Here is a 21,206-nt window from a genome sequence, read left to right as displayed (position 1 = left end):
GAACCCACTGTGAAATTCGTTCTCTCTTCGTCTTTTTGCCCCTTGAAGGAACTCCGTGAACTCGCCATCGCCGCCGATGAAAGCGGCTGGGAAGCCATGTCGTTTTCCGACCACGTGGTCAATCCCGAAACATTGAGTCACGACTATCCCTATACAAAAGATGGCGAGCGCCGCTGGCAGCCTTTCACCGATTGGCCAGACCCCTGGGTTATGATTGCCGCTCTGGCGGCGGTGACCAAAAATCTTAAATTCACCAACAATATTTTTGTGCTGCCGATGCGCAACCCATTTCTCGTTGCCAAGGCAATTAGCACCGCGGCTATCGTTTCAGATAATCGCGTCATTCCCGCGATCGGTGTCGGCTGGTCTAAGGATGAATTCGGGCTGTTGCAACAGGACTTTCATACTCGCGGAAAACGCGCCGATGAAATGCTGGAAATATTGCCGCTGCTCTGGAGCGGTGAGATGGTGAGTTACCAGGGACAATTCTACCAATTTCCCCGTTTAGAAATGAACCCGGCGCCCACTGAGCTGCCGCCGATCTGGGTGGGCGGCATCAGTAAGGCGGCCATGCGTCGCGCGGCCCACCACGACGGTTGGGTGAGCGATTTACAAACCAGCGACGAAATCATCGACTCCGTCAAACTGATTCGCCGCTACCGTGAAGAGCAGGGATTCAACCCCGAGCAGTTCTCAGTGATGGCGACCCCGTCAGACGCCTTTACCCCCGATGCCTACCGCAAACTCGAAGACAACGGCATTACCCACATCCTGACTCAACCCTGGCCGTTCTACCATGGCAATACCGACGACCCGGTGAAAAAACGCGACGGCGTGCTGCGCTATGCGCAGGACATTATTGCAAAAATGGCCTAGCGCTCCAGCAAAATCAGCGACTCCATATGGTGGGTATGCGGGAACATATCTACCATCGCCGCTTTTTTTATCTCGAAGCCCGCCTCACACAAAATTGCGAGATCGCGGCCCAAGGTAGCGGGGTCACACGACACATACACCACCCTGCGCATCGATAGTGAGCCAGCAATGGCTTCGCACACTGCCCTGGCGCCCGCCCTTGGAGGGTCCAATAAGGCGGCGCTGGCCTGGCGAAGCGGAATCTGCGCCGACTCAAACAGGTCGGCGCAGGCAAACTCTATGGCTAATGCCTGCTCCTGCGTCCGCTGCCGCGCCCGCGCCAACATCTCCTCGCCGGCGTCGACCGCGAGCACGGAGGCGCCCGACTGGGCAAGGGGGAAGCTGAAATTGCCCAGCCCGCAGAAATAATCAATGACGAATTCTCCGGCCTGCGCGTCCAACCAGGCTACACTGCGCTCGACCAGCTGCGTATTCAGCTCGCGGTTAGCCTGGGTGAAGTCAGTCGGCGTAAAGTGCAAGGCATGGGAAACCGAGCTGCTGTAGCGAAGCGGCTCGCAATCATTTACCCAGATTCCGTCCGAACTACGTACCTGATAAAGCTGCACCGCTGGTAATAAGGCGTTTGCTAACGATTCGCTCCACTCTCTGCTTCTGCGGCGACTGTCCTCAACGGCCAAGCCGACTCTGCCGCCCTCTCCCAGGCTAAAAAGCAATTCGGCCTGGTGGCTCTGTTTTAACGCGTGCAACAAGGGCTCGCGAACGGCAGCAATTGCCGCATTCAGCGCTGGCTCTAACACTGAACAGGCTGCCGTATCGACAATATGGTGGGTTGCTGCTGCCTTGAACCCCAGGTGCCCCGCGCGGTATGACAAGCGCGCTCGGTGGCGGTAAGCCTCTGGCGGCCCAGCCATTACCTCTATATCAACGCACTCATCAATGATCGCTGACAGGCGTAAACGCTTATGCTCAACTTGCTCGGGATATGCCAAATGCTGGAGCTGACACCCCCCGCACTGACCGTACTGCGAACACGGCGGTGTGACACGGTGACCGGACGCCGCCAACAGCTGGACACTCTCTGCTTCATCGAAGCGCTTGTGGCGCTTGAGCACGCGCGCCTGCACACGCTCGCCAGGCAGTGCACCCAGGACGAACACCACCTTGTTGTTATGATGGGCGATGCCTCTGCCGTCATCGGCCAGACGTTCTATGTGCAACTCAAACACGCCCTTATCGGCAGGCGTTGCGCGTTTAGCGCGAGCATTGCGCTTCGAAGGTTTGAAAATCGTCGCCATCTAGCGCAGCCCCGTCGCTGGAATAAATTGCTGGTAGCGTTGCAAGCATTGCTTTTTCCGCTCTCGCAATTGCCGCTGCTGTTTATCACTCACAACGGTCACCTCGCTGAGACGGTCGCAGGGCCACTGTGCGATCGCAGGCTCAGAGGCAGGGCGCACCGCTGGCGACCAACGCTCTATGGGCGGCTGTGCCGTCGGCGTCTCAGCCGCCACAGGCGCTGACACCGCGAGCATGAAAAGCAATGGAAAAGCGGTTGGCATAGGGCACTCTTGCAATTATTCGTCGAAAAGCCGCTATTTTAGCCATGTTCACCGCCAGTTGATATTTTATTGGCACGCTTTTCAGTTAGAATATCAGGCTCTATAACGTTTTGATTCGGGACAGAATCCGGTAAGCCATGTCAGAAACCATCATCGAAAACCTTAATGTCGAAGCACAGGAAGTGCTGATTACTCCTGCGCGCCTGAAGGCGGCCCTGCCAATGAGCGACAGCGCCAAAGCCGTTGTCTCTGCCGGTCGCGAAACCGTGCGCAATATCCTGGACGGCAAAGACCACCGCATGTTTATTGTGGTTGGCCCCTGCTCTATTCACGATGTCGAACTGGCTATGGATTATGCTCAGCGCTTGAAAACGCTGGCTGATGAGCTTCAAGACACGCTAGTGATCGTTATGCGCGTGTATTTTGAAAAACCGCGTACTACCGTGGGTTGGAAGGGTTTGATCAACGACCCCTACCTTAACGACACCTTTAAAATTGAAGAGGGTTTGCATATCGGCCGCAAATTGCTGCTCGATATTGCCGAGCTGGGCTTGCCGACCTCAACCGAAGCTCTGGACCCTATTTCGCCTCAGTACTTGCAGGATTGCATTTCCTGGTCGGCGATTGGTGCGAGAACAACCGAGTCGCAGACTCACCGCGAAATGGCCAGCGGCCTGTCTTCTGCCGTCGGCTTTAAGAACGGCACCGACGGCGGCTTAGACGTTGCCATGAACGCTATTGGCTCAGCGGTAAAACCCCACCGTTTTCTCGGTATTAACGGCGAAGGCCAGGTGGCAGTGATCCACACGCGCGGCAACCGTTACGCCCATGTGGTATTGCGCGGCGGTAGCGCCGGGCCTAACTATGACTCTGTTCATATTAAATTGTGTGAAGCCGCCCTGGATAAAGCCGGATACCCACTCAATATCATGGTGGATTGCAGCCACGCAAACTCCAACAAGCAACCGAGCCTCCAGCCTTTGGTTATGGAGAATGTCACTAACCAGATCATCGAAGGTAACACCTCGATTGTCGGTTTGATGATCGAAAGTAACCTCAAGCCCGGCAACCAAAAAATCCCGGCTGACCTTTCTGAGCTCGAATACGGCGTATCAGTCACTGATGGCTGCATCGGCTGGGAGGAAACTGAGGCTGCGCTGCGCGATATGCGCGATAAACTTCGCGATGTGCTCCCCGGCCGCAAGCGCGGTTAAAAGCCCCACCGGAATGATTAAAAGGCGCCAATTGGCGCCTTTTTTATTATTTGTTGATCCACCCGAATATTTTTGGCGTAAAGCTAAGTGCTTCTACACCATCTATGGCTTTGCCCCGGTTTATCCGGGGCTTTTTTTAGCGATTGGGTAAAGCAAATTCAGCATAGAGGGCGCAGTGATCTGACAGCGACCGCCACGGCTCTCCGCGCAGCACCTTCGCCTCACGCAATACCAAGCCCTTGTAGTAAATGCGATCCAGCGGTAACAGTGGATACGGTGCGGGGAAGCTCTTTGCGGGGCGCCCCTGTATTTCCGTCATCGCCTCCCGAACATCCAGATCACGATAGAAATGCTTGTGCAGACGCAACTGCCAGTCGTTAAAATCTCCGGCGATAATCAAGCCCTCAGCAGCGCTACCTCGCGCCATAAGCTGATGCTTCAATTGCTTGAATTGGCGGCGTCGCTCCCAGGCCAACAAGCCCATATGCGCACAAACCAGCTGAACACCGGGGGTAATTTGCGCGAACAGTAAGCCGCGCTGGGAGCGCTTCATCACTGACACATCGACATTATCGCTGTTAACAATGGGGTATTTGCTGAGGATGGCATTGCCGTGATGACCGTGCTGATAGATCGCGTTGCGGCCGTAGGCAAAATGCGGCCACACGCTGTCAGCCAGGTACTCAAACTGGCCAGCGTCCACCCAATTTTCCCAGCGTTTAGCGTGGTCGCGGTTTTCGCCAACAACTTCCTGTAGAAAGACAATGTCGGCGTTTACACTGCGAATGCCTTCGCGAATTTCATCGAGCAAATAGCGCCGATTACGGGCGCTGAACCCTTTGTGCACGTTATAGGAAAGTATTCGCAGCGATTTCACAAGTTAGCATTCCGCATGGCAGTGTTTCTGTTTGCGGCCACTGCCACAACAGCAGCGGTCGTTGCGCGCAAGCTTGATAGCTGGCAGTTGATCACCTTCGGTGTAGTACCACCTGCCGTCCATACGAATAAACCGAGAGCGCTCATGCAACTGCGCTACGCGCCCCTGCTGACTATAAAATGCCACAAATTCGACGGTCGCCGCGTCCGCCTGTGGGGCTGGCGCAGCCAATATACGCAGGCCTAGCCAGGGCGTGTCATCGCTAATAAGTGGGTCTTGCGGGCGAAAATCGGGGTGCCAGCTATCGCGAAGGTAGCGATTGTCGCCCACCACGAATGCACAGTAGCGCGAGCGCATCAATTGCTCGGCCGTGCTCGCGGTGGCCTGATGAGTGTGATAGCGCTGACAGCAATCCGCGTAGTTGCTATCACTGCCGCAGGGGCACGCCGCGTCCATCAGGCCGGTTTTGCAGGAATTAAACTGGGATCAGTGACTTGCCAGTCACTTGGCAGCGCAATGGCGCTGCGCGTCTCGCGATCAAAACCGACAATCACACTGCTCGAGGTGGTGGCACATTCGCCATTGGCATAGATGTGGTGTTCGATGGTCATGCTTTTGTTGCCAACGTGCGAGCACCAGGTATCGACCACAACCTCGTGGTCGAAGCGAATTTCACGCAGCATATCCATTTTCACACTCGCCACCACGTTGTGAGGCGCTTTGGAGACTTTATCCAACTCGCGAAAAAAATCGATGCGCGCCAAGTCAAAATATTGCGCGTAGACGCTGTTGGACACGTGGCCGAGAAAGTCTAAGTCGGAAAAGCGCACCTGTATGCAGGTGCGCGTATAGGGAAGCGAAATCATGGCAAATCCTTCTGGCGCCGCCAGGCGGCGCGGAATGCGAGGAAGCAGGCTTATTTAAAGTAGGCGTTATCCGTGTTGCTGTGGTCGGTCATATCCCGCACGCCGTTCAATTCGGGCACCTGCTCAACCAGGGTTTTCTCAACCCCCTCTTTGAGGGTGACATCGACCATGCCGCAACCCTGGCAACCGCCGCCAAATTTCAAAATGGCAATATGGTCTTCGGTAATTTCAACTAGCGACACCTCACCGCCGTGGGCAGCAAGTGAGGGGTTAACCTCGTTGTACAACACATAATTGATGCGATCTTCCAGGGGGCTGTCGGCACTGACCTTTGGCAGACGAGCGTTGGGCGCCTTGATCGTTAGCTGACCACCCATGCGATCTTTCGAATAGTCGATCAGCGCATCTTCCAAAAATGGCACGCTGCGACCCTCGAAATAGGCCTTGAAACCGCTGTAATCAATGACGATATCGTCATCTTTCGCGTCGTCATCGCGACAATAAGCAATGCAGGTTTCCGCCTTTGGCGTGCCCGGTTGCGTAATAAACACACGAACACCGATCACGTCGTCTTGTTTGGAAAGCAGTTCAGCCAGGTAGCCCTGCGCGGACTCGGTGATGGTTAATTTGACCTCGGCTTGCTCTGTCGTCATATGTACCTCGTATGGACTCCGGACGGATCGTAAGCGGCAGTGAGATGAAATTTCTATGCCAAGCTGACAATCTGATAGAATTGCGCAGTTTAGCACGAAGGCCATTCCGGCCACAGCCTATGAACGGCTACTTGCCCCACGTAAAACAGCATCAGGACCTACATGACTCACTCTACTGCCCGCGCCGATCTACTAAAAGCTGCCATCAAAGACCGCATACTGGTAATAGATGGGGCCATGGGCAGCATGATTCAACAGTACAAGCTGGAAGAATCTGCTTACCGAGGCGAACGCTTTGCCGATTACCACAAGGACGTGCGTGGCAATAATGATCTACTAACACTGACCCAGCCTCAGCTGATTCGCGATATTCATCAGGCGTTTTTGGATGTTGGTGCCGATATCATCGAGACCAATACCTTTAACTCCACCATGGTCGCGCAGGATGACTATGAATTGGGCGAGATCGCCGAAGAGCTCAATGTTGTAGGCGCCCGGCTTGCCCGAGAGGTGGCTGACGCCGAAACGGCCCGCAACCCGGATAAACCCCGGTTTGTGGCCGGTGTTATCGGCCCCACCCCGCGGACCGCGTCTATTTCTCCCGATGTAAATGACCCGGGCGCGCGCAATATCAATTTCGACAAGCTGGTCAGCGACTACTATGCCGCCACCCGCGGTCTGGTGACCGGTGGCGCGGATCTGCTGCTAATCGAGACCATCTTCGACAGCCTGAACGCCAAGGCCGCTGTATACGCGGTGCTGCAGTATTTTGAAGACCACAATATTGAGCTACCGATCATGATATCGGTAACGTTTCCCGACACCAGTGGGCGCACCCTTTCCGGCCAAACCCCGACGGCGTTCTGGAATAGTATTGCCCACGCCAAGCCGCTGATCGTTGGCACCAACTGTGGCCGTCGATTCAGCGAAATTCGCCCCTTTGTTGAAGAGCTCGCCGACGCGGCAGACTGCTATTTTAGCGGCCACTTTAATGCTGGCTTGCCTAATGAATTCGGCGAGTACGACGAAACCCCCGATGATATGCACGGCGAGCTGCGCGAATTTGCACAGCGCGGCTACCTGAATCTAGTGGGCGGTTGCTGCGGCACGACCCCAGCCCATATCGAAGCAATCGCACGCGCCGTGGAAGGTGTCGCTCCCCGAGCGCTGCCCGAGCGAGCGCCCGCATGTCGCCTATCTGGCCTGGAGCCCTTCAACATCACCGCCGACAGCCTGTTCGTCAACGTCGGTGAACGCTGCAATGTAACGGGTTCGGCGATCTTCAAGCGGCTGATTTTGGAAGGTAATTACGACGAAGCGCTATCTGTTGCTCGCCAGCAAGTGGAAAATGGCGCGCAGATCATCGACATCAATATGGATGAAGGCATGCTCGACGCCCAGTCGGCAATGGTGACCTTCCTCAACTTGATTGCCTCTGAACCCGATATCTCGCGCGTGCCCATCATGGTGGACTCGTCTAAGTGGGAGATTATCGAGGCTGGCCTGAAGTGCATTCAGGGAAAACCCGTGGTCAATTCGATCTCACTAAAAGAAGGTGAAGAGGAATTTCGCGATCGCGCTCGCCAGTGCATGAAGTTTGGCGCCGCCGTGGTGGTGATGGCCTTTGACGAAGACGGCCAGGCAGATACCTTTAAGCGCAAAGCAGAAATCTGTAAGCGCTCCTACGATATTTTGGTCGATGAGATCGGCTTCCCCGCGGAAGATATTATTTTCGACCCCAATATTTTTGCGGTAGCCACCGGTATCGACGAGCACAACAACTACGCCGTCGACTTTATTGAAGCCACCGCCTATATCAAAGCCAAACTCCCCGGCGCCATGGTTTCTGGCGGTGTTTCCAACGTGTCGTTTTCGTTCCGCGGCAACAACCCGGTGCGCGAGGCGATTCACTCGGTGTTTCTCTACCATGCGATCAAAGCCGGTATGGACATGGGTATCGTTAACGCGGGTCAGCTCGCCATCTACGACGACCTGCCAGACGAGCTGCGCGACGCGGTGGAAGACGTCATCTTGAATCGCCGCGACGACAGCACCGAGCGGCTGCTCGATATCGCCGAGAAATACCGCGGTGACGGCAAGGGCATGGCCCAGCAGGAAGACCTTAGCTGGCGTGAATGGCCGGTCGCCAAGCGTATAGAGCACTCTTTGGTAAAAGGAATCACCACGTTTATCGAAGAGGATGCCGAGGCCGCAAGACAAGAAGCGGCAAAACCCATCGACGTGATTGAAGGCCCGTTGATGGACGGCATGAACGTTGTTGGTGATCTATTCGGCGATGGCAAGATGTTCCTGCCCCAGGTTGTAAAATCTGCCCGGGTGATGAAACAGGCCGTTGCCTACCTAAACCCCTTTATTGAAGCTGGCAAAGAGGTCGGCGCCAAGGCCAACGGCAAAGTGCTAATGGCGACGGTGAAAGGCGATGTTCACGACATTGGCAAAAACATTGTTGGCGTTGTTCTACAGTGTAATAACTTTGAGGTAATCGACCTGGGCGTTATGGTCTCGGCCGATAAGATCTTGGAAACGGCGAAAGCCGAAGAGGTAGACATTATCGGCCTTAGCGGGCTGATCACACCCTCACTTGACGAGATGGTCCACGTGGCGAGTGAGATGCAACGCTTGGATTACCAAGTACCACTGATGATCGGCGGTGCCACAACATCGAAGGCGCATACCGCGGTAAAAATTGAGCCGAAGTATCAAAATGATGTCACTGTCTACGTGCCGGATGCCTCCCGCAGCGTCGCCGTTGCCACCCAGCTGATAAGCCAGGACCTGAAGGCGCAGTTCGTCGCTGACCGCCGTGATGAATACGAGCGCATTCGCGCACGCCGCGCAGGCAATGCCCAGAAAACCCGACTGCTGGACTATTCGGCGGCCTGCGAGCGCGCCCTGCCTTTCGATTGGAGTGACTATCAGCCGCCCAAACCCAGCTTTACCGGCACCAAAGTCTTTGAAGACTACCCACTGGAAGCCTTGCGCGAGACCATCGACTGGACGCCGTTTTTCATCTCCTGGGGACTGGCGGGCAAGTATCCAAAAATTCTCAACGACGAGAAAGTCGGCGAGGCTGCGCAAAATCTATACAACGACGCGCAGAAAATGCTCGATAAATTAATTAACGAGAAGCACATCAAGGCCAACGCCGTGATTGGTTTTTGGCCCGCCAAGCGTCGCGGCAGCGATGATATTGCCGTGTTTAACGAGCAGGGCGAAGAAATCGCCCTGCTCCATCACCTGCGCCAACAGGCCCAAAAAGCGGACAATAAACCGCAAATGAGCCTGGCCGACTACATTGCACCCGAGGGTAGCGATGTCGAAGACTACGTGGGCGGCTTTGCGGTGACCACAGGAATCGGCGCGGAAGAGCTAGCGAAGCGTTACGAGGATGCCAATGACGATTACAGTGCCATTATGGTGAAAGCGCTAGCTGATCGCCTGGCAGAATCGTTTGCCGAACACATGCATCTGCGTGTTCGCAAGGAGTTTTGGCCTTACGCCCCAGAGGAAGACCTGGACAACGAGGCGCTGATTAAGGAAGCCTACCGCGGCATACGCCCTGCTCCCGGCTATCCGGCTTGCCCCGACCATACAGAAAAGGAAACACTGTTTACATTACTCAATGCCACCGAGAACACGGGCATTAGTTTGACAGAACACTTGGCGATGTTCCCTGCGGCCGCCGTGAGTGGTTTCTACTACTCCCACCCGGAGTCACGCTACTTTGCCGTGGGGCGTGTGGGCAAGGACCAGGTGGCCGACATCGCGAAGCGAAAAGGGATGGAAATGGCGACAATGGAACGCTGGCTGTCACCGATTTTGGACTACGATCCCTAACAGTGGCGTGTCCCGTCCTGGCATAGGTTGTCAGGTTTCATGGAGCCGCTTCCGTATAGGAGGCGGCTTTTTTATGCACTTCTTCGGGTGTTTTAAGTCCCAGGCTCAGGTGCGGCCGTAATGTATTGTATATCTCTACAGACTCGGCGATTACTCGTTTGAGTTCCTCGAAGCTGCGGCATCTCGATACGAGAAACTCCTGTTTCAATATCCCGTTGATCCTCTCCGCCAAGGCATTCTGATAACAATCATAACCGTCAGTCATCGACGGGGTAATCGCTTGCTGGCGCAACTCATCCTGATAGATCGCAGAGCAATATTGCAGCCCCCGATCAGAGTGATGAATTAGTGGCCGATAGCTTAGCCGGGAGTCCCCAGCATGCTTCAGAGCGTTGACCACCTGCTCAGCACTCATGTCGCGACTTAGTTGATGACCAACGATCTTTCTACTGTAAGCATCTGTCACCAAAGATAAATAATGAACACCCTCATCAGACTCCACATACGTAATGTCGCTGACATAAGCCTGCTCAGGGCGAGTCACGGTCATATCCTTAAATAGGTTGGGGTGCTTTCGCATCCAGTGCTTGCTGTGCGTCGTCTTGATATAACTCCGTTTGGGGGTAATCAGTAGCCGATGCTCTCGCAGGTAGGTGAACAATCCGTCCCTGCCCAGCTTGATGCACCTCGCGTCCAAGCGAGGCTTGAGCAGGAAATACAGCTTTCGGGTGCCTAGCCGAGGCATCTTGCGCCGCAGATCCAGAACCCATTCCCTCACCGGCTCCAGTTCTTGCTGGCGCTGCCGATGACGGCTAAGGCGCTGGTAAACGGCCTGACGACTAATCCCATGCAGACGGCAAGATTTGGCTAAGCTCAGCCGCCCTTTCGCCTGCGAGAACCTTGCTGTGCGGATAAAGACTTTTTTACGTAATCGGTCCCGCAGTCATGGTCTACCTGTCGCAGCATTTCGCGATGCAAGTAATTGAGATCATTCGCATCTTGGAGTTCGCGCTCTAAGCGTTTGATCTTCTGTTCTGGCGTTTCAGGTGTGTTAGACATACGCCCTCCGGAGGATGACCAGTCCAATTTACCATGTTTGCGAAGCCAGACGAGAACCGTGCTGCGGCCCTGTATGCCATATCGGTTTTGGGCCTGCTTGTAAGTGAGCTCGCCTTTTTCGACTTGCTCTACGACGGACAATTTAAAGCCCAGTGTGTAATCGCGCTGAGTACGCTTTTTGGGGGGCGGTATAGTGGTATCCATAAATAGAGGGTCGGCCGTCATTCTGGAAAAATTCGCCAATTGTACCTTAAATTATTGATATATAAGTCTTATTTCGCTTTTTCTGTCTCCAGTATCTTGATTCCAAAATCCAGCGGCGGAATTACTTTTTCCAGATCCAAATTGTAGTCACCAAAGCGATTAATATTAGAATTTCGGTATGGTGAGAGCCCATTAAGCAGCTCTTTGTTGATTATCACACCCTCTTTCGACAAATGCTTCAGAACATGGGTCATTTTCTCAACGTTATAGAGAATCACCATATTAGCTACTAGCTGGTTGTATTTAACGATTTTCCGCTGCTCATGACGGACGTTTTCTGCAATGATGCCCTCACCTCCAAAAAAGAGCCATTTAATAAAACCGTTAAATTCCTCACTTTTGTTTGTGGCTGATTGAATGGTTTTTCGAAGCTCAATTTCATCGATATAGCGCAGTAAAAAGAGTGTTCTTATCGCCTTTCCCAGCTCTTTAAATGCCAAATATAGCTTGTTTCTACGACTGTAGGTCCCAAGCCTACGCAAAATCGTTGAGGCGGTAATTTTGCCTTTCTTGATCGATATGACGACGCGAAGCATATCTCGAAGATGCCGCTCGATTAATTTGAAGTCTATGCTTCCTGCAAACAAGGGCTCAATACTTTTGTATCGATATCGATTGTCAGGTCGGAAAAGCAACAAATCCTGAATGTTGCGGATTCGAGGCATGAGATTGATGCCCAGCAAATGTGACAAACCAAATACTGGATAGCTTTGCGCCTGTGTGTCGCCATGTAACGTATCGGGCTGGATGTCAGATTTGTTGTTCATTAGTCCGTCTAGTATGTACACCGCTTCATAGACACCGCATGGAATAAAATGACTGAACAATGCAATGTAGGTATCGGAAACATGGTAGTAACCAATACCACCATAACCGCCATATCGAATATGGTATTCCGTTAACAGGTTCTGTTCGTACAGATCCCACATCGTTCCATCAGCCGACGCGTGCTTGCCGCTGCCCCAGTATTTAGGTAGATCAAATTTATTGTAAGCATTGACGACTTGGGTGATCGCTTTGTCCAAGCGATCTTCGGAAGCATGTCTAAGGTTGAGCCAGGCAATCTGCTTTCTGCTGATATTCTTCACAGACTTGGCTGTTTGAACTGGCCCTAGATTACAGCCATAGCAAAATTGAATCCCCCCGGGTTTATCGGAGGGTTTTTGGTTTGAGTCATGCAACTGCAGACTCGCCTTGTTGATAATACAGATCTTCGTATTCCGATGGCGGTATATCACCAATTGAACTCAGTATCCGTCGGTGGTTGAACCAGTCTACCCAGGTCAGCGTTGCCCGCTCCACTTCATCCAACCCTTTCCATGGCCCATCCTTGTGGATGACCTCAGCCTTGTATAGTCCATTGATCGTTTCCGCCAGAGCATTATCGTAGGAATCGCCAACACTCCCCACCGAGGCTTGAAATCCAGCTTCTGCCAGCCGTTCGGTATAGCGAATCGACAAATACTGGCTACCCCTGTCACTGTGATGGATGACGCCATTGGGCTTGCCTCTCGCCCACAGCGCCTGCTCCAAGGCGTCCAGTACAATATCCGTCTGCAAACTCTTCAGCACGCGCCAACCCACGATATAGCGGGAGAAAACATCCACAACAAAAGCCACGTAGACAAAGCCTGACCAAGTAGCCACATACGTGATGTCAGCCACCCAAAGCTGGTTCGGGGCCTGCGCGGTAAACTGGCGACTCACCAAATCAAGCGGCTTCTCAGCCAGCTCATCAGGGATCGTGGTGATGCAGCGCTTACCGCGCTTTACACCTTCCAACCCCAATCCGGACATCAACCGCTCAACCGTACAGCGGGCAACACTAATCGATTCCCGATTTAGCTGCTTCCAGACTTTGCGGGCGCCATACACCTGCTGATTCTCATCAAAGACCCGCACAATCTCAGGCTTCAACGTCTCGTCCCGTCGAGTACGCATGCAGCGTTTGGCAGGATTGGCTTCCAAGTCTTTGAATCGGTAATACGTGGACGGCGCAATCGGCAACACCTTGCAGATTGACTCGACACCGTGATTCTCGCGTTCCTGATCAATAAACGCCGCCATTACTTCGGTTTGCGGTCGAGCTCCGCCTGGGCGAAAAAAGCGGCGGCCTTACGCAGTATCTCATTGGCCCGCATCAGCTCACGGTTCTCTCGTTCCAGCTGTTTCAGCCGAGCGGCTTGATCAGTGGTGACACCAGGTCTGGCACTGACCTTTCCCCCGATTTTGGAACCATGACCAAGATGAGATTTCCAGTTAACCTAACGGGATGGAGATCTCAGTATGAAGAAGCGATACAGCGACGAACAAATCATCAAGGCCATCAAAGAGCATGAGGCTGGAGCCAAGGTTGAAGACATCTGTCGCAACCTGGGGATTTCAACTGGCACGTTCTACAACTGGCGTAGCAAATTCGCCGGGATGGAAGTTAACGAGGCCAAGCGGCTACGTGAACTGGAGAGCGAGAACAACAAGCTTAAGAAGTTATTAGCCGACAAGCTCCTTGAAGTTGAAGCGATGAAGGATGTGCTGTCAAAAAAGTGGTGAAGCCCGTCGGTCGCAAGCAGGTAGCCAAACACATGATCCTTGAACATCGCATCAGTGAACGAGCAGCCTGTCGATTAGCGGGCATCAGCAGGACGGCCTATCGCTATCAGGCGAGACCAAGTAACGATGGAGCTCTGAGAGCACGGCTAAAGGAATTGGCGGTTGAACAGTCTGCTTATGGCTATCTGCTTCTACATGGCCTTCTCAAAGCTGAAGGGCTAGTTGTTAATAAGAAGCGTACGTACCGGATATACACCGAAGAAGGCCTTCAGGTACGCACCAAGAAGCGGAAGAAGCTACAGCGCCCAAGGCTGCCAATGGAGGCGCCTCTGGGCATCAATCAGCGCTGGTCGATGGACTTTGTATCAGACCAGTTGACTAATGGACGACGCTTCCGAGTGCTCAATGTCGTTGATGATTATTCCCGCGAGATGGTTGGGCAATTGGTTTCCGTGTCAATTAGTGGACGGCAAGTTGCTCGCTTTCTTAGCCAATTGATCGAGGCTCGCGGTAAACCGAATATGATTGTCTGCGATAACGGCACCGAATTTACCAGTAAGGCCATGTTTTTCTGGAGCCAGGAGTCCGGAGTAAAGCTTGGCTTCATACAGCCAGGAAAACCAACGCAGAATGCTTTTGTAGAAAGCTTGAATGGAAAGTTCAGGAACGAGTGTTTAAACCGTCATTGGTTCCGGTCAATGGAGGAAGCCAGAGTCGAGATCGACCAGTGGCGGCACCACTACAACCACGTTCGACCACACAGTTCTCTGGATTATCTGCCACCTGTTGCATTTGCAAAACAGGCGGCATAACTTTTGGATAATCTCATCGGGGCTGTGGTACTAACTCTGGGGAAAGGTCAGCACCGCTATCTACTTCTATTTTGTTAACCCAAGACCGCAAGGTCTCAGGGGTACAGCCAATCTTGGCCGCGACAGACTGTATCGCCGCCCAGCGGGATTTGTGTTCATGCTCGCCGGTTAACACCATGCGAACAGCGCGTTCCCGAACTTCGGGAGAGTATCCAGGTCGTTTGCTCATCAGCTAATTCTCTCAAGAAAGTTAGCCTCCGATAAACCCGGGGGGATTCAAATAACGTGGTGATGAAACGCTTTTCGGGTTCATCTATACGTAATTCATTCCCTGACAACGGCCCAAATAGTTTATGCAGACCAAGCCACTTTTCAGTGTCGGTAAGGATGTCAATAATGCTTACTTCAGGGAGGTTTTCCGTAATCAGTGCATCGAGTTTTTGCAGTTCGGCTAACGGTTGTTCACTTCTTATCGGACTGATCGACAGCTTACCCTCTTTGATCGAGGCGTGAAGATTGGCAGGAAATCGCTCGTCTACCTGTTTTGATCGATCTGATAGCTCCTGCTTTAAGTTAGTAACAAACAAATGCGCATTATTCAGTGGCATCTCCACCTGTTCACTATACTCGTCTAATTCGTCATCCAATGTTTCATCGTCCACCAGTTGCTCGCGATAGTCATCAAATTCGACGCTAAACGGAATATACAAATCGCCCGATGAGAGCTCGTGCTTGATGTGTAACAACAAACAGAGTTCAAGGTATTTTCTATGGAAAAGTCGTTGAGTTATTCCGGTTTCGTTCTTCGTGTTCGACAGGATCAGCTTGCGCCATTTTTCTGTAAACCAACTGGTATCAAATGGCTCAGGCAAATGCTGATTAAGTGTCTCTTCGCTGATAAATTCTGATCGAGTACTACGCAAACTCTTTAGCAGGATAAGCAATGTCGTGCTGCTGGTATCGCTGGAGCTTGATTGCAAATCCAGTATATCCAGACAATTGAAAAGCAAAGCGCGTTTCTGGCGGTAATTGCTTAACATGAAGGGGTAGTAATTGTTTCCGGCATAAGCAATGTGCTGATTGCAACGATCAATCAGCGCGCTAGCGTCATCGCCCAAGACACCTCCAATCGCTTGCAGTTTGGCTAATTGTTCAGAATCTTGGTCGTAAGCGATAAGAACGTCGCGAAATTTTGCAATCAAGGCATCGATTTGTTTTTGGTGCTCCAGGATATATTTGTTCAATGCGGCCTGGGCACCAGCTTCCATGCTTCGCAGCATCTTGATATACAAGTTTGCAACATCGTCCAAGGCTTTACTATGTTGTTGGCGAATCAATATTACGGCAAGTGCATAGCGCTTATGGACTTTGAGTCGTGCCATTTCGGGGGCTGTTAATGCACGAGCCTCTAGGGCAAACTGCCGATATTTCACAACCGGAATGTTGGCCTCAGGGAGAGTTTCACCTAATGTTTGGAGCCAATGAACATGCTGAAGATAACTTCGAACTTCTTTGTTACCCGGCTTTTTGGGTTCACGTTTAAGAATATTCCAGGCACTGTAAGCGCCATCGGACGGGTTCAGTAATTCATCAATTTTTTGTTTGGCTTCTGGCGAGAGATCCAGTCCAATCTCGCGAAAACAGGCATCATTGACTTTATTTCTTGCTGCGCGAGCGATTCGTTTGAGGACTGTAAATCCGGGCAGCTCGAAATGATGATGCGCCAATTCCTCTAGCATCACGTTGATGATATCTGCGAGCATCTCTTTTGTCTCTGATGCATTTTCAGCAATTTGAGTGAGCCAAGGCTGGTCGCTTAAATCGAATGGCTTTATGCCGAGATATTCCCTTAATTGTTGTTGCTGACGTGATCGAGACCCCGACCGGTCGTAGTCTTTGAGCTGTTTAAGAGTAATCGGTCGTTTTATACCCATCGCATCGAGCACATGCTGCATAATCGAGCGTGGCACTGAGGCCACAGGCACAAAGTATCCGAGTCGTTGAAGTAATTTTAAATTCAGAATGAGCCCGACACGTAGAATCGGCCTTTTTTCTGATGAGATCAGTATTAGTTCTTCTGGTGTTGGAGTGTAATACTCCTTGAGCTCTTTATCTGTGATGGTGTTGCGCAGTCGAGGATAGGCAGTTTCATGCAGACTGCTCATATTTCAAATTCCTTTAAAAACAGAGTCTGTTAATCCCAGTGTTTATCGGTGCGAGGATCGCGAACGCTAACCTCCAGCATGCATTGATTCTCTGACGCGATCTCGTGCATTCGGTGAAGTAGTTCATCTAGGATTTCATCCAATGAATCGTAGTCACTGTGCTCGACCATAATCTCGTAATGCCTTCCTTCTAAATTGACTTTATTCATTGACAACGGCGACAAGCAATACCCCTCGATTAATTTTTTTGCTCTGTCAGTGCGCTTGGAAAGCTTGCTATAAGGCTCTAGAACGAGAAGAACCTCCAATAGCGTTTGGATGGTTTTTTGTTCATCTTGTTCGATTGGCGCAATTACCGTAGCAATTCCCGTTTCTGTACGATACTGAGCAAATGGATCTGGCGAGTCTATGTATCGCATCGCGGACTGAACATCTTTCCAACCCACGTATTCCATCAAGGATTTCGTATCCCAACCTTGCGCATTTGCCCAGGTGGCGAAACCTCTTCTTAGAGAGTGACTGCTAAACAAGTTCGCCTCATCTATGTCGGCTCGTGAACAGCACTGCTGAATAATGCCGATGATGCTTGCGGGATGAAGTGCGTCTTCGGATATATGTCCCCAACGATTAATCGAACGAAAAACCGGCCCGACCTTTATTTGCGCCGCACTGACCCAATCTAAATAAGCTTCGACAGGACAAAGTTGTTTTAATGCAGGAGCCTTGTATCGCCGCCCCAGTCTAGAATGATCGCCTTTACTGCGGGGGACAAATATGTCCATCCCTTTTCCAGACTCCGCCTGAATATGCTCTACACTAAGTCGGGCTAATTCATCACTGCGGAACGCACGCCAGAAACCGATCAACAATAGGGCTTTATCCCGGATCGATTGCAGCGCTTCTTTTGGTGAGCCAGTTTCAATAAAATGATCAAACGAGCTTACCAGTAGCGTTAGCTGGTCAAGCTGAATTGGTTTGGCTTGCTTTGGGACGACTGGGTGCAATTCGGCGATGCCCTTTAACACTTTTTTTACATGCGGGGCTTTGGTCGGGTCAGGAAAGCCCTGATCAAGATGCCAGGCCGCTAGACCAGCTAGTCGTTGACGCAGTGTGTTTACTGACAAAGTATTTGCATAATCCACCAAATAGCGAGCCACGCTATCGGCGGTCGCAGGAAGAAAACCACCCCAGTGACTTTCAAAATGTTCAACAGCCGCACGGTAACTTAAACGCGTGTTATCGCGTGTTGCCGCCCGGATATAGTGATCAAGGTCTGTCACCCTTACTTCCTTTTGTTATCTGTAAACGTATGCTGCGATTTTGGCGATAGTTCATTTAATATTCCGCACTGATCGATAGATCGTGCGCGACCACATTTATGTCGCAACCGCTTTAGATCACGCTGAAGATTTTGGAGATCCGTGATACGGGTCTCGACAATGTGCAGGTGAGCATCAATCATGTCATTCACCGCTTCACACGGTGTGCCTGGTGAGTGTTGTAGCGAGATGAGGTGTTTGATTTCGCTTAACGTCAGATCCAGCGCACGGCAATTCTTGATGAATGACAATTTTTCAAGCGCGCCAGTACTATATATACGGAAGTTGCCGTCAGTACGAGCAGGCTCGGAGATTAAGCCTTCCTTTTCGTAGTGGCGTATCGCTTGGATCGAACAGCCACTGCGTTTAGCGAGCTCACCAATTTTCATAGGTTTCCCCCTTGACTCTATTGTTACTATAGAGTGTAGCCTTGGTATATCCATCTAACAAGAGTCGGCTATGTCAACAGATTCGAAAGTGTGCTGCGGCTCTAGCAGCACAGCGCCAACACAGGCTGAAGCGAACAGCGATATGCAGGCTGGAGCCAGCCACGTAAGCGTGTTTCATGTCACTGATATGGATTGCCCGTCAGAAGAGAACCTGATTCGCACTGCATTTGCTAGTTTTGATGAGGGGCTCACCTTCGAATTCGACATTTCCAACCGCAGGGTGCGGATATATCACCCAGATATTGCGGAGACAGTGGAAAAAACCATGATCTCTGTTGGTCTTCGGGCACAACTGATTTCATTGGAGCCGGTAGATTTTGATGCCGTTCGGCAAGCCCAGGTAACGGCAAAGTCCGACGAAGTAAGAGAGGCGCGGGTATTACGGTGGTTGCTGGCAATCAACGCGGTCATGTTTGCACTTGAGTTTGGCGTGGGCATTGTGGCGCAATCCACTGGCTTAATCGCTGACTCGCTGGATATGTTTGCCGATGCTGCGGTCTATGGTGCGTCGCTGTATGCGGTGGGTAAGGCCGCTCGACTTAAGCTCAAGGCTGCCCATTTCTCTGGCTGGCTACAGCTCGCGCTTGCTGTGGGCGTCCTACTCGAAGTCTTTAGGCGAGCTGTCTACGGGAGCGAACCCGTTTCAGTACTCATGATGGGGGCAGGCGCCGTTGCCTTGGTAGCGAATATTGCTTGCCTCTTGCTAATCTTCAAATCGCGTAACCAAGGGGCACATATGAAGGCCAGCTGGATATTCTCAGCCAATGATGTGTTGGCCAATACCGGCGTCATCATTGCCGGCATTCTAGTGGCGATGACGGGATCACACATTCCGGATTTGGTGGTTGGGGTTATTATTGGCTTTATTGTTTTAAACGGCGCTCGGCGTATACTTCTGCTACGATAGCGACCTGTTTTCGAGATCAAGTGATCAGATAGATTAAAAAATGCTTAAACGTGTCCTGACATATTTTTTGCTTGCACTGATTGTTTTGCAATCCGGTATGTCTATGGGCGACGCACATCAACTGCACCAGTCAAGTTCTGAGCATGTGACTTTCGACGAGGCCCATCAACATCTTGGCGTGCTTGAAGTTGAAAAACACGACGTCAAAACTCTTACTACAGATACGTCGGCCTCTTCGACATTGGATTGTCATCACTGCTGCCACGGTCACGCTCATTTTTGTCCCGCTATTCTAGTCTCTACCGATCAGCTTTTATTGACGAAGAGTTCATCACCTGTTTCCTTTTATTCGGAAAGCGCTTTTCCCAATACCTTCGAAACCATCCTGCGCCCTCCTAAAGCATAAGCCCTAAGTACCGTTTTTTACCCGCACTTGCGGAATTACGACTTATATTAGGACTTATCCATGCAATTACTCACTTTTTACAGGTGCCATAAGCCCTGTGCGTGGCTTGCTTTTCTACTCTGCAGTTTGACCATCACGGCAAATGCTGCGTACGCCGATACCAAGCTGACTCTAAATGACGCGCTAGCCCGCACGCTGTCAAACAATCCACAACTCTACCAATACAGATTCACACAGGAAGCGCTGAGCGCCCGAAGGCAAACCAGCGCCTTACGCCCAGCGATGGCATTTGAACTTGAGGTAGAAAACTTCGCTGGATCCGGCAGTACGGCAGGATTTGATTCAGCAGAAACCACACTGGCGATATCGTCAGTGATTGAACTGGCAGGTAAACGTCAGGCCCGCGTTTCCTATACAGATGCTCGTATCAATCAGGCGGAATGGGAACAACAAGCCACTACCCTTGATGTGCTCGGTGAGCTGACGACCGCCTATATAGAGGGCTTGGCAACCCAGGCCAACATTCGGCTCGCTGAGGAATCTCTAGCACTGTCCCAATCGTTGTTAAAAACCCTCAAAACACGCTCCAAACAGGGAGCGGCACCTGAAGCGGAAGTCATGCGTGGGCAAGCCGCCGTTGCGCGTGCGGAAATCCGTCTTGCTTCGTTGGAGGAACAGTTTCAGCGCCAGAAAGTGCAGCTCGCTCGGTTTTGGGGTGACACCACCCCGGCATTTAGCACACTGGAGGGGAGCCTTTTTGAATTCGGAGAAAATTCAGGCTTTGAGCAGCTGTATGCGCGAATAAAAACTTCCCCGACTATTCAGGTGTTTGCAAGTGAGGCGCGGATCAGGGATGCCGCAGTGACATTGGCTCGCGCAGGTGGACGCAGTGATCTGACGTGGCGTGCAGGCATCAAACGCTTCGAAGAAACAGGCGATTCAGCATTCACCGTGGGGCTCTCCATTCCCTTGTTCTCTAATAAGAGAAACAGCGGTGAAGTGAAAGCGGCTCTGGCCAATCGCAATGCCGTGGATTATGCCCGACAGGATCTGCTCTTGCGTTTGCATGCCCAACTTTTTGAAGCCTGGTCGCTCAGAAAGCAAAGCATCGCGGCCGCCAATAAAACCCAAAATGTGGTGATCCCAGCGCTAGAAAACGCACTTAAATTAACCCGTGAAGCTTACGAAAATGGTCGTTATCGCTATCTCGATTTGATTGCCGCTCAGGAAGAGTTGCTGGCGACCAAGCAGGCGCGTATCGATGCGGCATCGACAGCTCTCATCTGTCAGGCGCTGATAGAAAAGCTATCCAGTGAAGCTCTTAACCGCTAAATCAATCGTTTACATCGGGTTTGATCACCATCAGACCTCAGGA

Annotated in this window: 16 protein-coding genes, 4 pseudogenes and 1 other annotated feature; of the genes and pseudogenes, 7 read left to right on the top strand and 13 right to left on the bottom strand. The window is 51.9% G+C overall.

Annotated elements, in window-relative coordinates:
* Positions 1 to 9: 9 nt before the first annotated feature.
* Positions 10 to 876: a TIGR03619 family F420-dependent LLM class oxidoreductase gene (locus AC2Q8J_RS02215; RefSeq protein WP_286838478.1), complete on the top strand. Its 867-nt coding sequence runs from the start codon at positions 10 to 12 to the stop codon at positions 874 to 876.
* Here the strand turns inward: AC2Q8J_RS02215 and AC2Q8J_RS02210 are convergent.
* Positions 873 to 2,171 (bottom strand): methyltransferase domain-containing protein, encoded by a 1,299-nt coding sequence (locus AC2Q8J_RS02210; protein ID WP_286838480.1) that lies wholly within the window; start codon positions 2,169 to 2,171, stop codon positions 873 to 875. The two genes, AC2Q8J_RS02215 and AC2Q8J_RS02210, sit on opposite strands and share 4 nt — an antisense overlap.
* Entirely contained in the window at positions 2,172 to 2,432 is a 261-nt protein-coding gene (locus AC2Q8J_RS02205) for a hypothetical protein (protein ID WP_286838482.1), read from the bottom strand.
* 137 nt (positions 2,433 to 2,569) lie between these two features.
* On the opposite strand from AC2Q8J_RS02205, the gene AC2Q8J_RS02200 reads away from it, so the two are divergent.
* Positions 2,570 to 3,646 carry a 3-deoxy-7-phosphoheptulonate synthase gene (locus tag AC2Q8J_RS02200; protein ID WP_286838483.1) on the top strand — a complete coding sequence of 359 codons (1,077 nt, stop codon included), beginning with the start codon at positions 2,570 to 2,572 and terminating at the stop codon, positions 3,644 to 3,646.
* 136 nt (positions 3,647 to 3,782) lie between these two features.
* Here the strand turns inward: AC2Q8J_RS02200 and AC2Q8J_RS02195 are convergent, their stop codons facing one another.
* The 4 genes from AC2Q8J_RS02195 to nfuA are packed head-to-tail and all read right to left on the bottom strand — an operon-like array spanning position 3,783 to position 6,042.
* Positions 3,783 to 4,523, bottom strand: coding sequence for an endonuclease/exonuclease/phosphatase family protein (locus AC2Q8J_RS02195; RefSeq protein WP_286838485.1), 741 nt, complete (start codon positions 4,521 to 4,523; stop codon positions 3,783 to 3,785).
* 3 nt (positions 4,524 to 4,526) lie between these two features.
* Positions 4,527 to 4,979: a YchJ family protein gene (locus tag AC2Q8J_RS02190; protein WP_286695073.1), complete on the bottom strand. Its 453-nt coding sequence runs from the start codon at positions 4,977 to 4,979 to the stop codon at positions 4,527 to 4,529.
* Positions 4,979 to 5,389, bottom strand: coding sequence for an acyl-CoA thioesterase (locus AC2Q8J_RS02185; RefSeq protein ID WP_286695074.1), 411 nt, complete (start codon positions 5,387 to 5,389; stop codon positions 4,979 to 4,981). The genes AC2Q8J_RS02190 and AC2Q8J_RS02185 overlap by 1 nt, the downstream gene beginning before the upstream one ends.
* A 50-nt stretch (positions 5,390 to 5,439) precedes the next feature.
* The gene (nfuA, locus tag AC2Q8J_RS02180) at positions 5,440 to 6,042 is read right to left on the bottom strand and encodes a Fe-S biogenesis protein NfuA (RefSeq protein WP_027873774.1); all 603 of its coding nucleotides are present in this window, start codon (positions 6,040 to 6,042) and stop codon (positions 5,440 to 5,442) included.
* Between the two features lie 162 nt (positions 6,043 to 6,204).
* Here nfuA and metH point away from each other — a divergent pair, with 162 nt between their 5' ends.
* The gene (gene metH, locus AC2Q8J_RS02175; protein ID WP_286838488.1) at positions 6,205 to 9,900 is read left to right on the top strand and encodes a methionine synthase; all 3,696 of its coding nucleotides are present in this window, start codon (positions 6,205 to 6,207) and stop codon (positions 9,898 to 9,900) included.
* Between the two features lie 37 nt (positions 9,901 to 9,937).
* On the opposite strand, the gene AC2Q8J_RS02170 is transcribed toward metH, so the two are convergent.
* From AC2Q8J_RS02170 to AC2Q8J_RS02160, 3 genes and pseudogenes are all read right to left on the bottom strand, one after another.
* Positions 9,938 to 11,163 (bottom strand): IS3 family transposase gene (locus tag AC2Q8J_RS02170; RefSeq protein WP_486451996.1). Its coding sequence is split into 2 segments (ribosomal slippage): positions 9,938 to 10,833 and positions 10,833 to 11,163, totalling 1,227 coding nucleotides; the frame shifts between segments, so codons are not numbered across the junction.
* Positions 11,164 to 11,231: 68 nt separating this feature from the next.
* Positions 11,232 to 12,356, bottom strand: a pseudogene (locus AC2Q8J_RS02165) (transposase); the annotation flags it as partial.
* A 40-nt stretch (positions 12,357 to 12,396) separates the two neighbouring features.
* Positions 12,397 to 13,430 (bottom strand): annotated as a pseudogene (locus tag AC2Q8J_RS02160) (IS3 family transposase); the annotation flags it as partial.
* Positions 13,216 to 13,332 (bottom strand) — a sequence feature (AL1L pseudoknot). (Overlaps the previous pseudogene by 117 nt.)
* A gap of 79 nt (positions 13,431 to 13,509) precedes the next feature.
* Between AC2Q8J_RS02160 and AC2Q8J_RS02155 the strand changes: the two are divergent.
* Positions 13,510 to 14,585 (top strand): IS3 family transposase gene (locus AC2Q8J_RS02155; protein WP_286838887.1). Its coding sequence is split into 2 segments (ribosomal slippage): positions 13,510 to 13,759 and positions 13,759 to 14,585, totalling 1,077 coding nucleotides; the frame shifts between segments, so codons are not numbered across the junction.
* Positions 14,586 to 14,637: 52 nt separating this feature from the next.
* Here AC2Q8J_RS02155 and AC2Q8J_RS02150 read toward each other — a convergent pair.
* From AC2Q8J_RS02150 to cadR, 4 genes and pseudogenes are all read right to left on the bottom strand, one after another.
* A pseudogene (locus tag AC2Q8J_RS02150) lies at positions 14,638 to 14,814 on the bottom strand (transposase); the annotation flags it as partial.
* Between the two features lie 49 nt (positions 14,815 to 14,863).
* Positions 14,864 to 16,750, bottom strand: a pseudogene (locus AC2Q8J_RS02145) (DUF4158 domain-containing protein); the annotation flags it as partial.
* A gap of 29 nt (positions 16,751 to 16,779) precedes the next feature.
* The gene (locus AC2Q8J_RS02140; protein WP_008251029.1) at positions 16,780 to 18,030 is read right to left on the bottom strand and encodes a site-specific integrase; all 1,251 of its coding nucleotides are present in this window, start codon (positions 18,028 to 18,030) and stop codon (positions 16,780 to 16,782) included.
* Between the two features lie 2 nt (positions 18,031 to 18,032).
* Positions 18,033 to 18,458 carry a Cd(II)/Pb(II)-responsive transcriptional regulator gene (cadR, locus tag AC2Q8J_RS02135; protein ID WP_008251028.1) on the bottom strand — a complete coding sequence of 142 codons (426 nt, stop codon included), beginning with the start codon at positions 18,456 to 18,458 and terminating at the stop codon, positions 18,033 to 18,035.
* Between the two features lie 70 nt (positions 18,459 to 18,528).
* Here cadR and AC2Q8J_RS02130 point away from each other — a divergent pair, with 70 nt between their 5' ends.
* From AC2Q8J_RS02130 to AC2Q8J_RS02120, 3 genes are read left to right on the top strand one after another with little or no spacing between them, the layout of a single operon-like run.
* Complete coding sequence (locus tag AC2Q8J_RS02130; protein ID WP_008251027.1) at positions 18,529 to 19,425, top strand: cation efflux transmembrane domain-containing protein; 897 nt, start codon at positions 18,529 to 18,531, stop codon at positions 19,423 to 19,425.
* 40 nt (positions 19,426 to 19,465) lie between these two features.
* Positions 19,466 to 19,831: a hypothetical protein gene (locus tag AC2Q8J_RS02125; protein ID WP_081482686.1), complete on the top strand. Its 366-nt coding sequence runs from the start codon at positions 19,466 to 19,468 to the stop codon at positions 19,829 to 19,831.
* 60 nt (positions 19,832 to 19,891) lie between these two features.
* Positions 19,892 to 21,163 (top strand): TolC family protein, encoded by a 1,272-nt coding sequence (locus AC2Q8J_RS02120; RefSeq protein ID WP_008251026.1) that lies wholly within the window; start codon positions 19,892 to 19,894, stop codon positions 21,161 to 21,163.
* The last annotated feature ends 43 nt before the right edge of the window (positions 21,164 to 21,206 follow it).

The sequence above is a fragment of the Spongiibacter sp. C9W genome (assembly GCF_057370015.1).
Note: the sequence above shows the minus strand (reverse complement) of the source record. Positions and strands in the feature narration are given on the sequence as shown.

Excerpts from the sequence above, each read along its gene's own strand:
- AC2Q8J_RS02210 (WP_286838480.1), bottom strand. The coding sequence starts at position 2,171 with ATGGCGACGATTTTCAAACCTTCGAAGCGCAATGCTCGCGCTAAACGC.
- AC2Q8J_RS02205 (WP_286838482.1), bottom strand. The coding sequence starts at position 2,432 with ATGCCAACCGCTTTTCCATTGCTTTTCATGCTCGCGGTGTCAGCGCCT.
- AC2Q8J_RS02200 (WP_286838483.1), top strand. The coding sequence starts at position 2,570 with ATGTCAGAAACCATCATCGAAAACCTTAATGTCGAAGCACAGGAAGTG.
- AC2Q8J_RS02190 (WP_286695073.1), bottom strand. The coding sequence starts at position 4,979 with ATGGACGCGGCGTGCCCCTGCGGCAGTGATAGCAACTACGCGGATTGC.
- AC2Q8J_RS02185 (WP_286695074.1), bottom strand. The coding sequence starts at position 5,389 with ATGATTTCGCTTCCCTATACGCGCACCTGCATACAGGTGCGCTTTTCC.
- nfuA (WP_027873774.1), bottom strand. The coding sequence starts at position 6,042 with ATGACGACAGAGCAAGCCGAGGTCAAATTAACCATCACCGAGTCCGCG.
- metH (WP_286838488.1), top strand. The coding sequence starts at position 6,205 with ATGACTCACTCTACTGCCCGCGCCGATCTACTAAAAGCTGCCATCAAA.
- cadR (WP_008251028.1), bottom strand. The coding sequence starts at position 18,458 with ATGAAAATTGGTGAGCTCGCTAAACGCAGTGGCTGTTCGATCCAAGCG.
- AC2Q8J_RS02130 (WP_008251027.1), top strand. The coding sequence starts at position 18,529 with ATGTCAACAGATTCGAAAGTGTGCTGCGGCTCTAGCAGCACAGCGCCA.
- AC2Q8J_RS02125 (WP_081482686.1), top strand. The coding sequence starts at position 19,466 with ATGCTTAAACGTGTCCTGACATATTTTTTGCTTGCACTGATTGTTTTG.
- AC2Q8J_RS02120 (WP_008251026.1), top strand. The coding sequence starts at position 19,892 with ATGCAATTACTCACTTTTTACAGGTGCCATAAGCCCTGTGCGTGGCTT.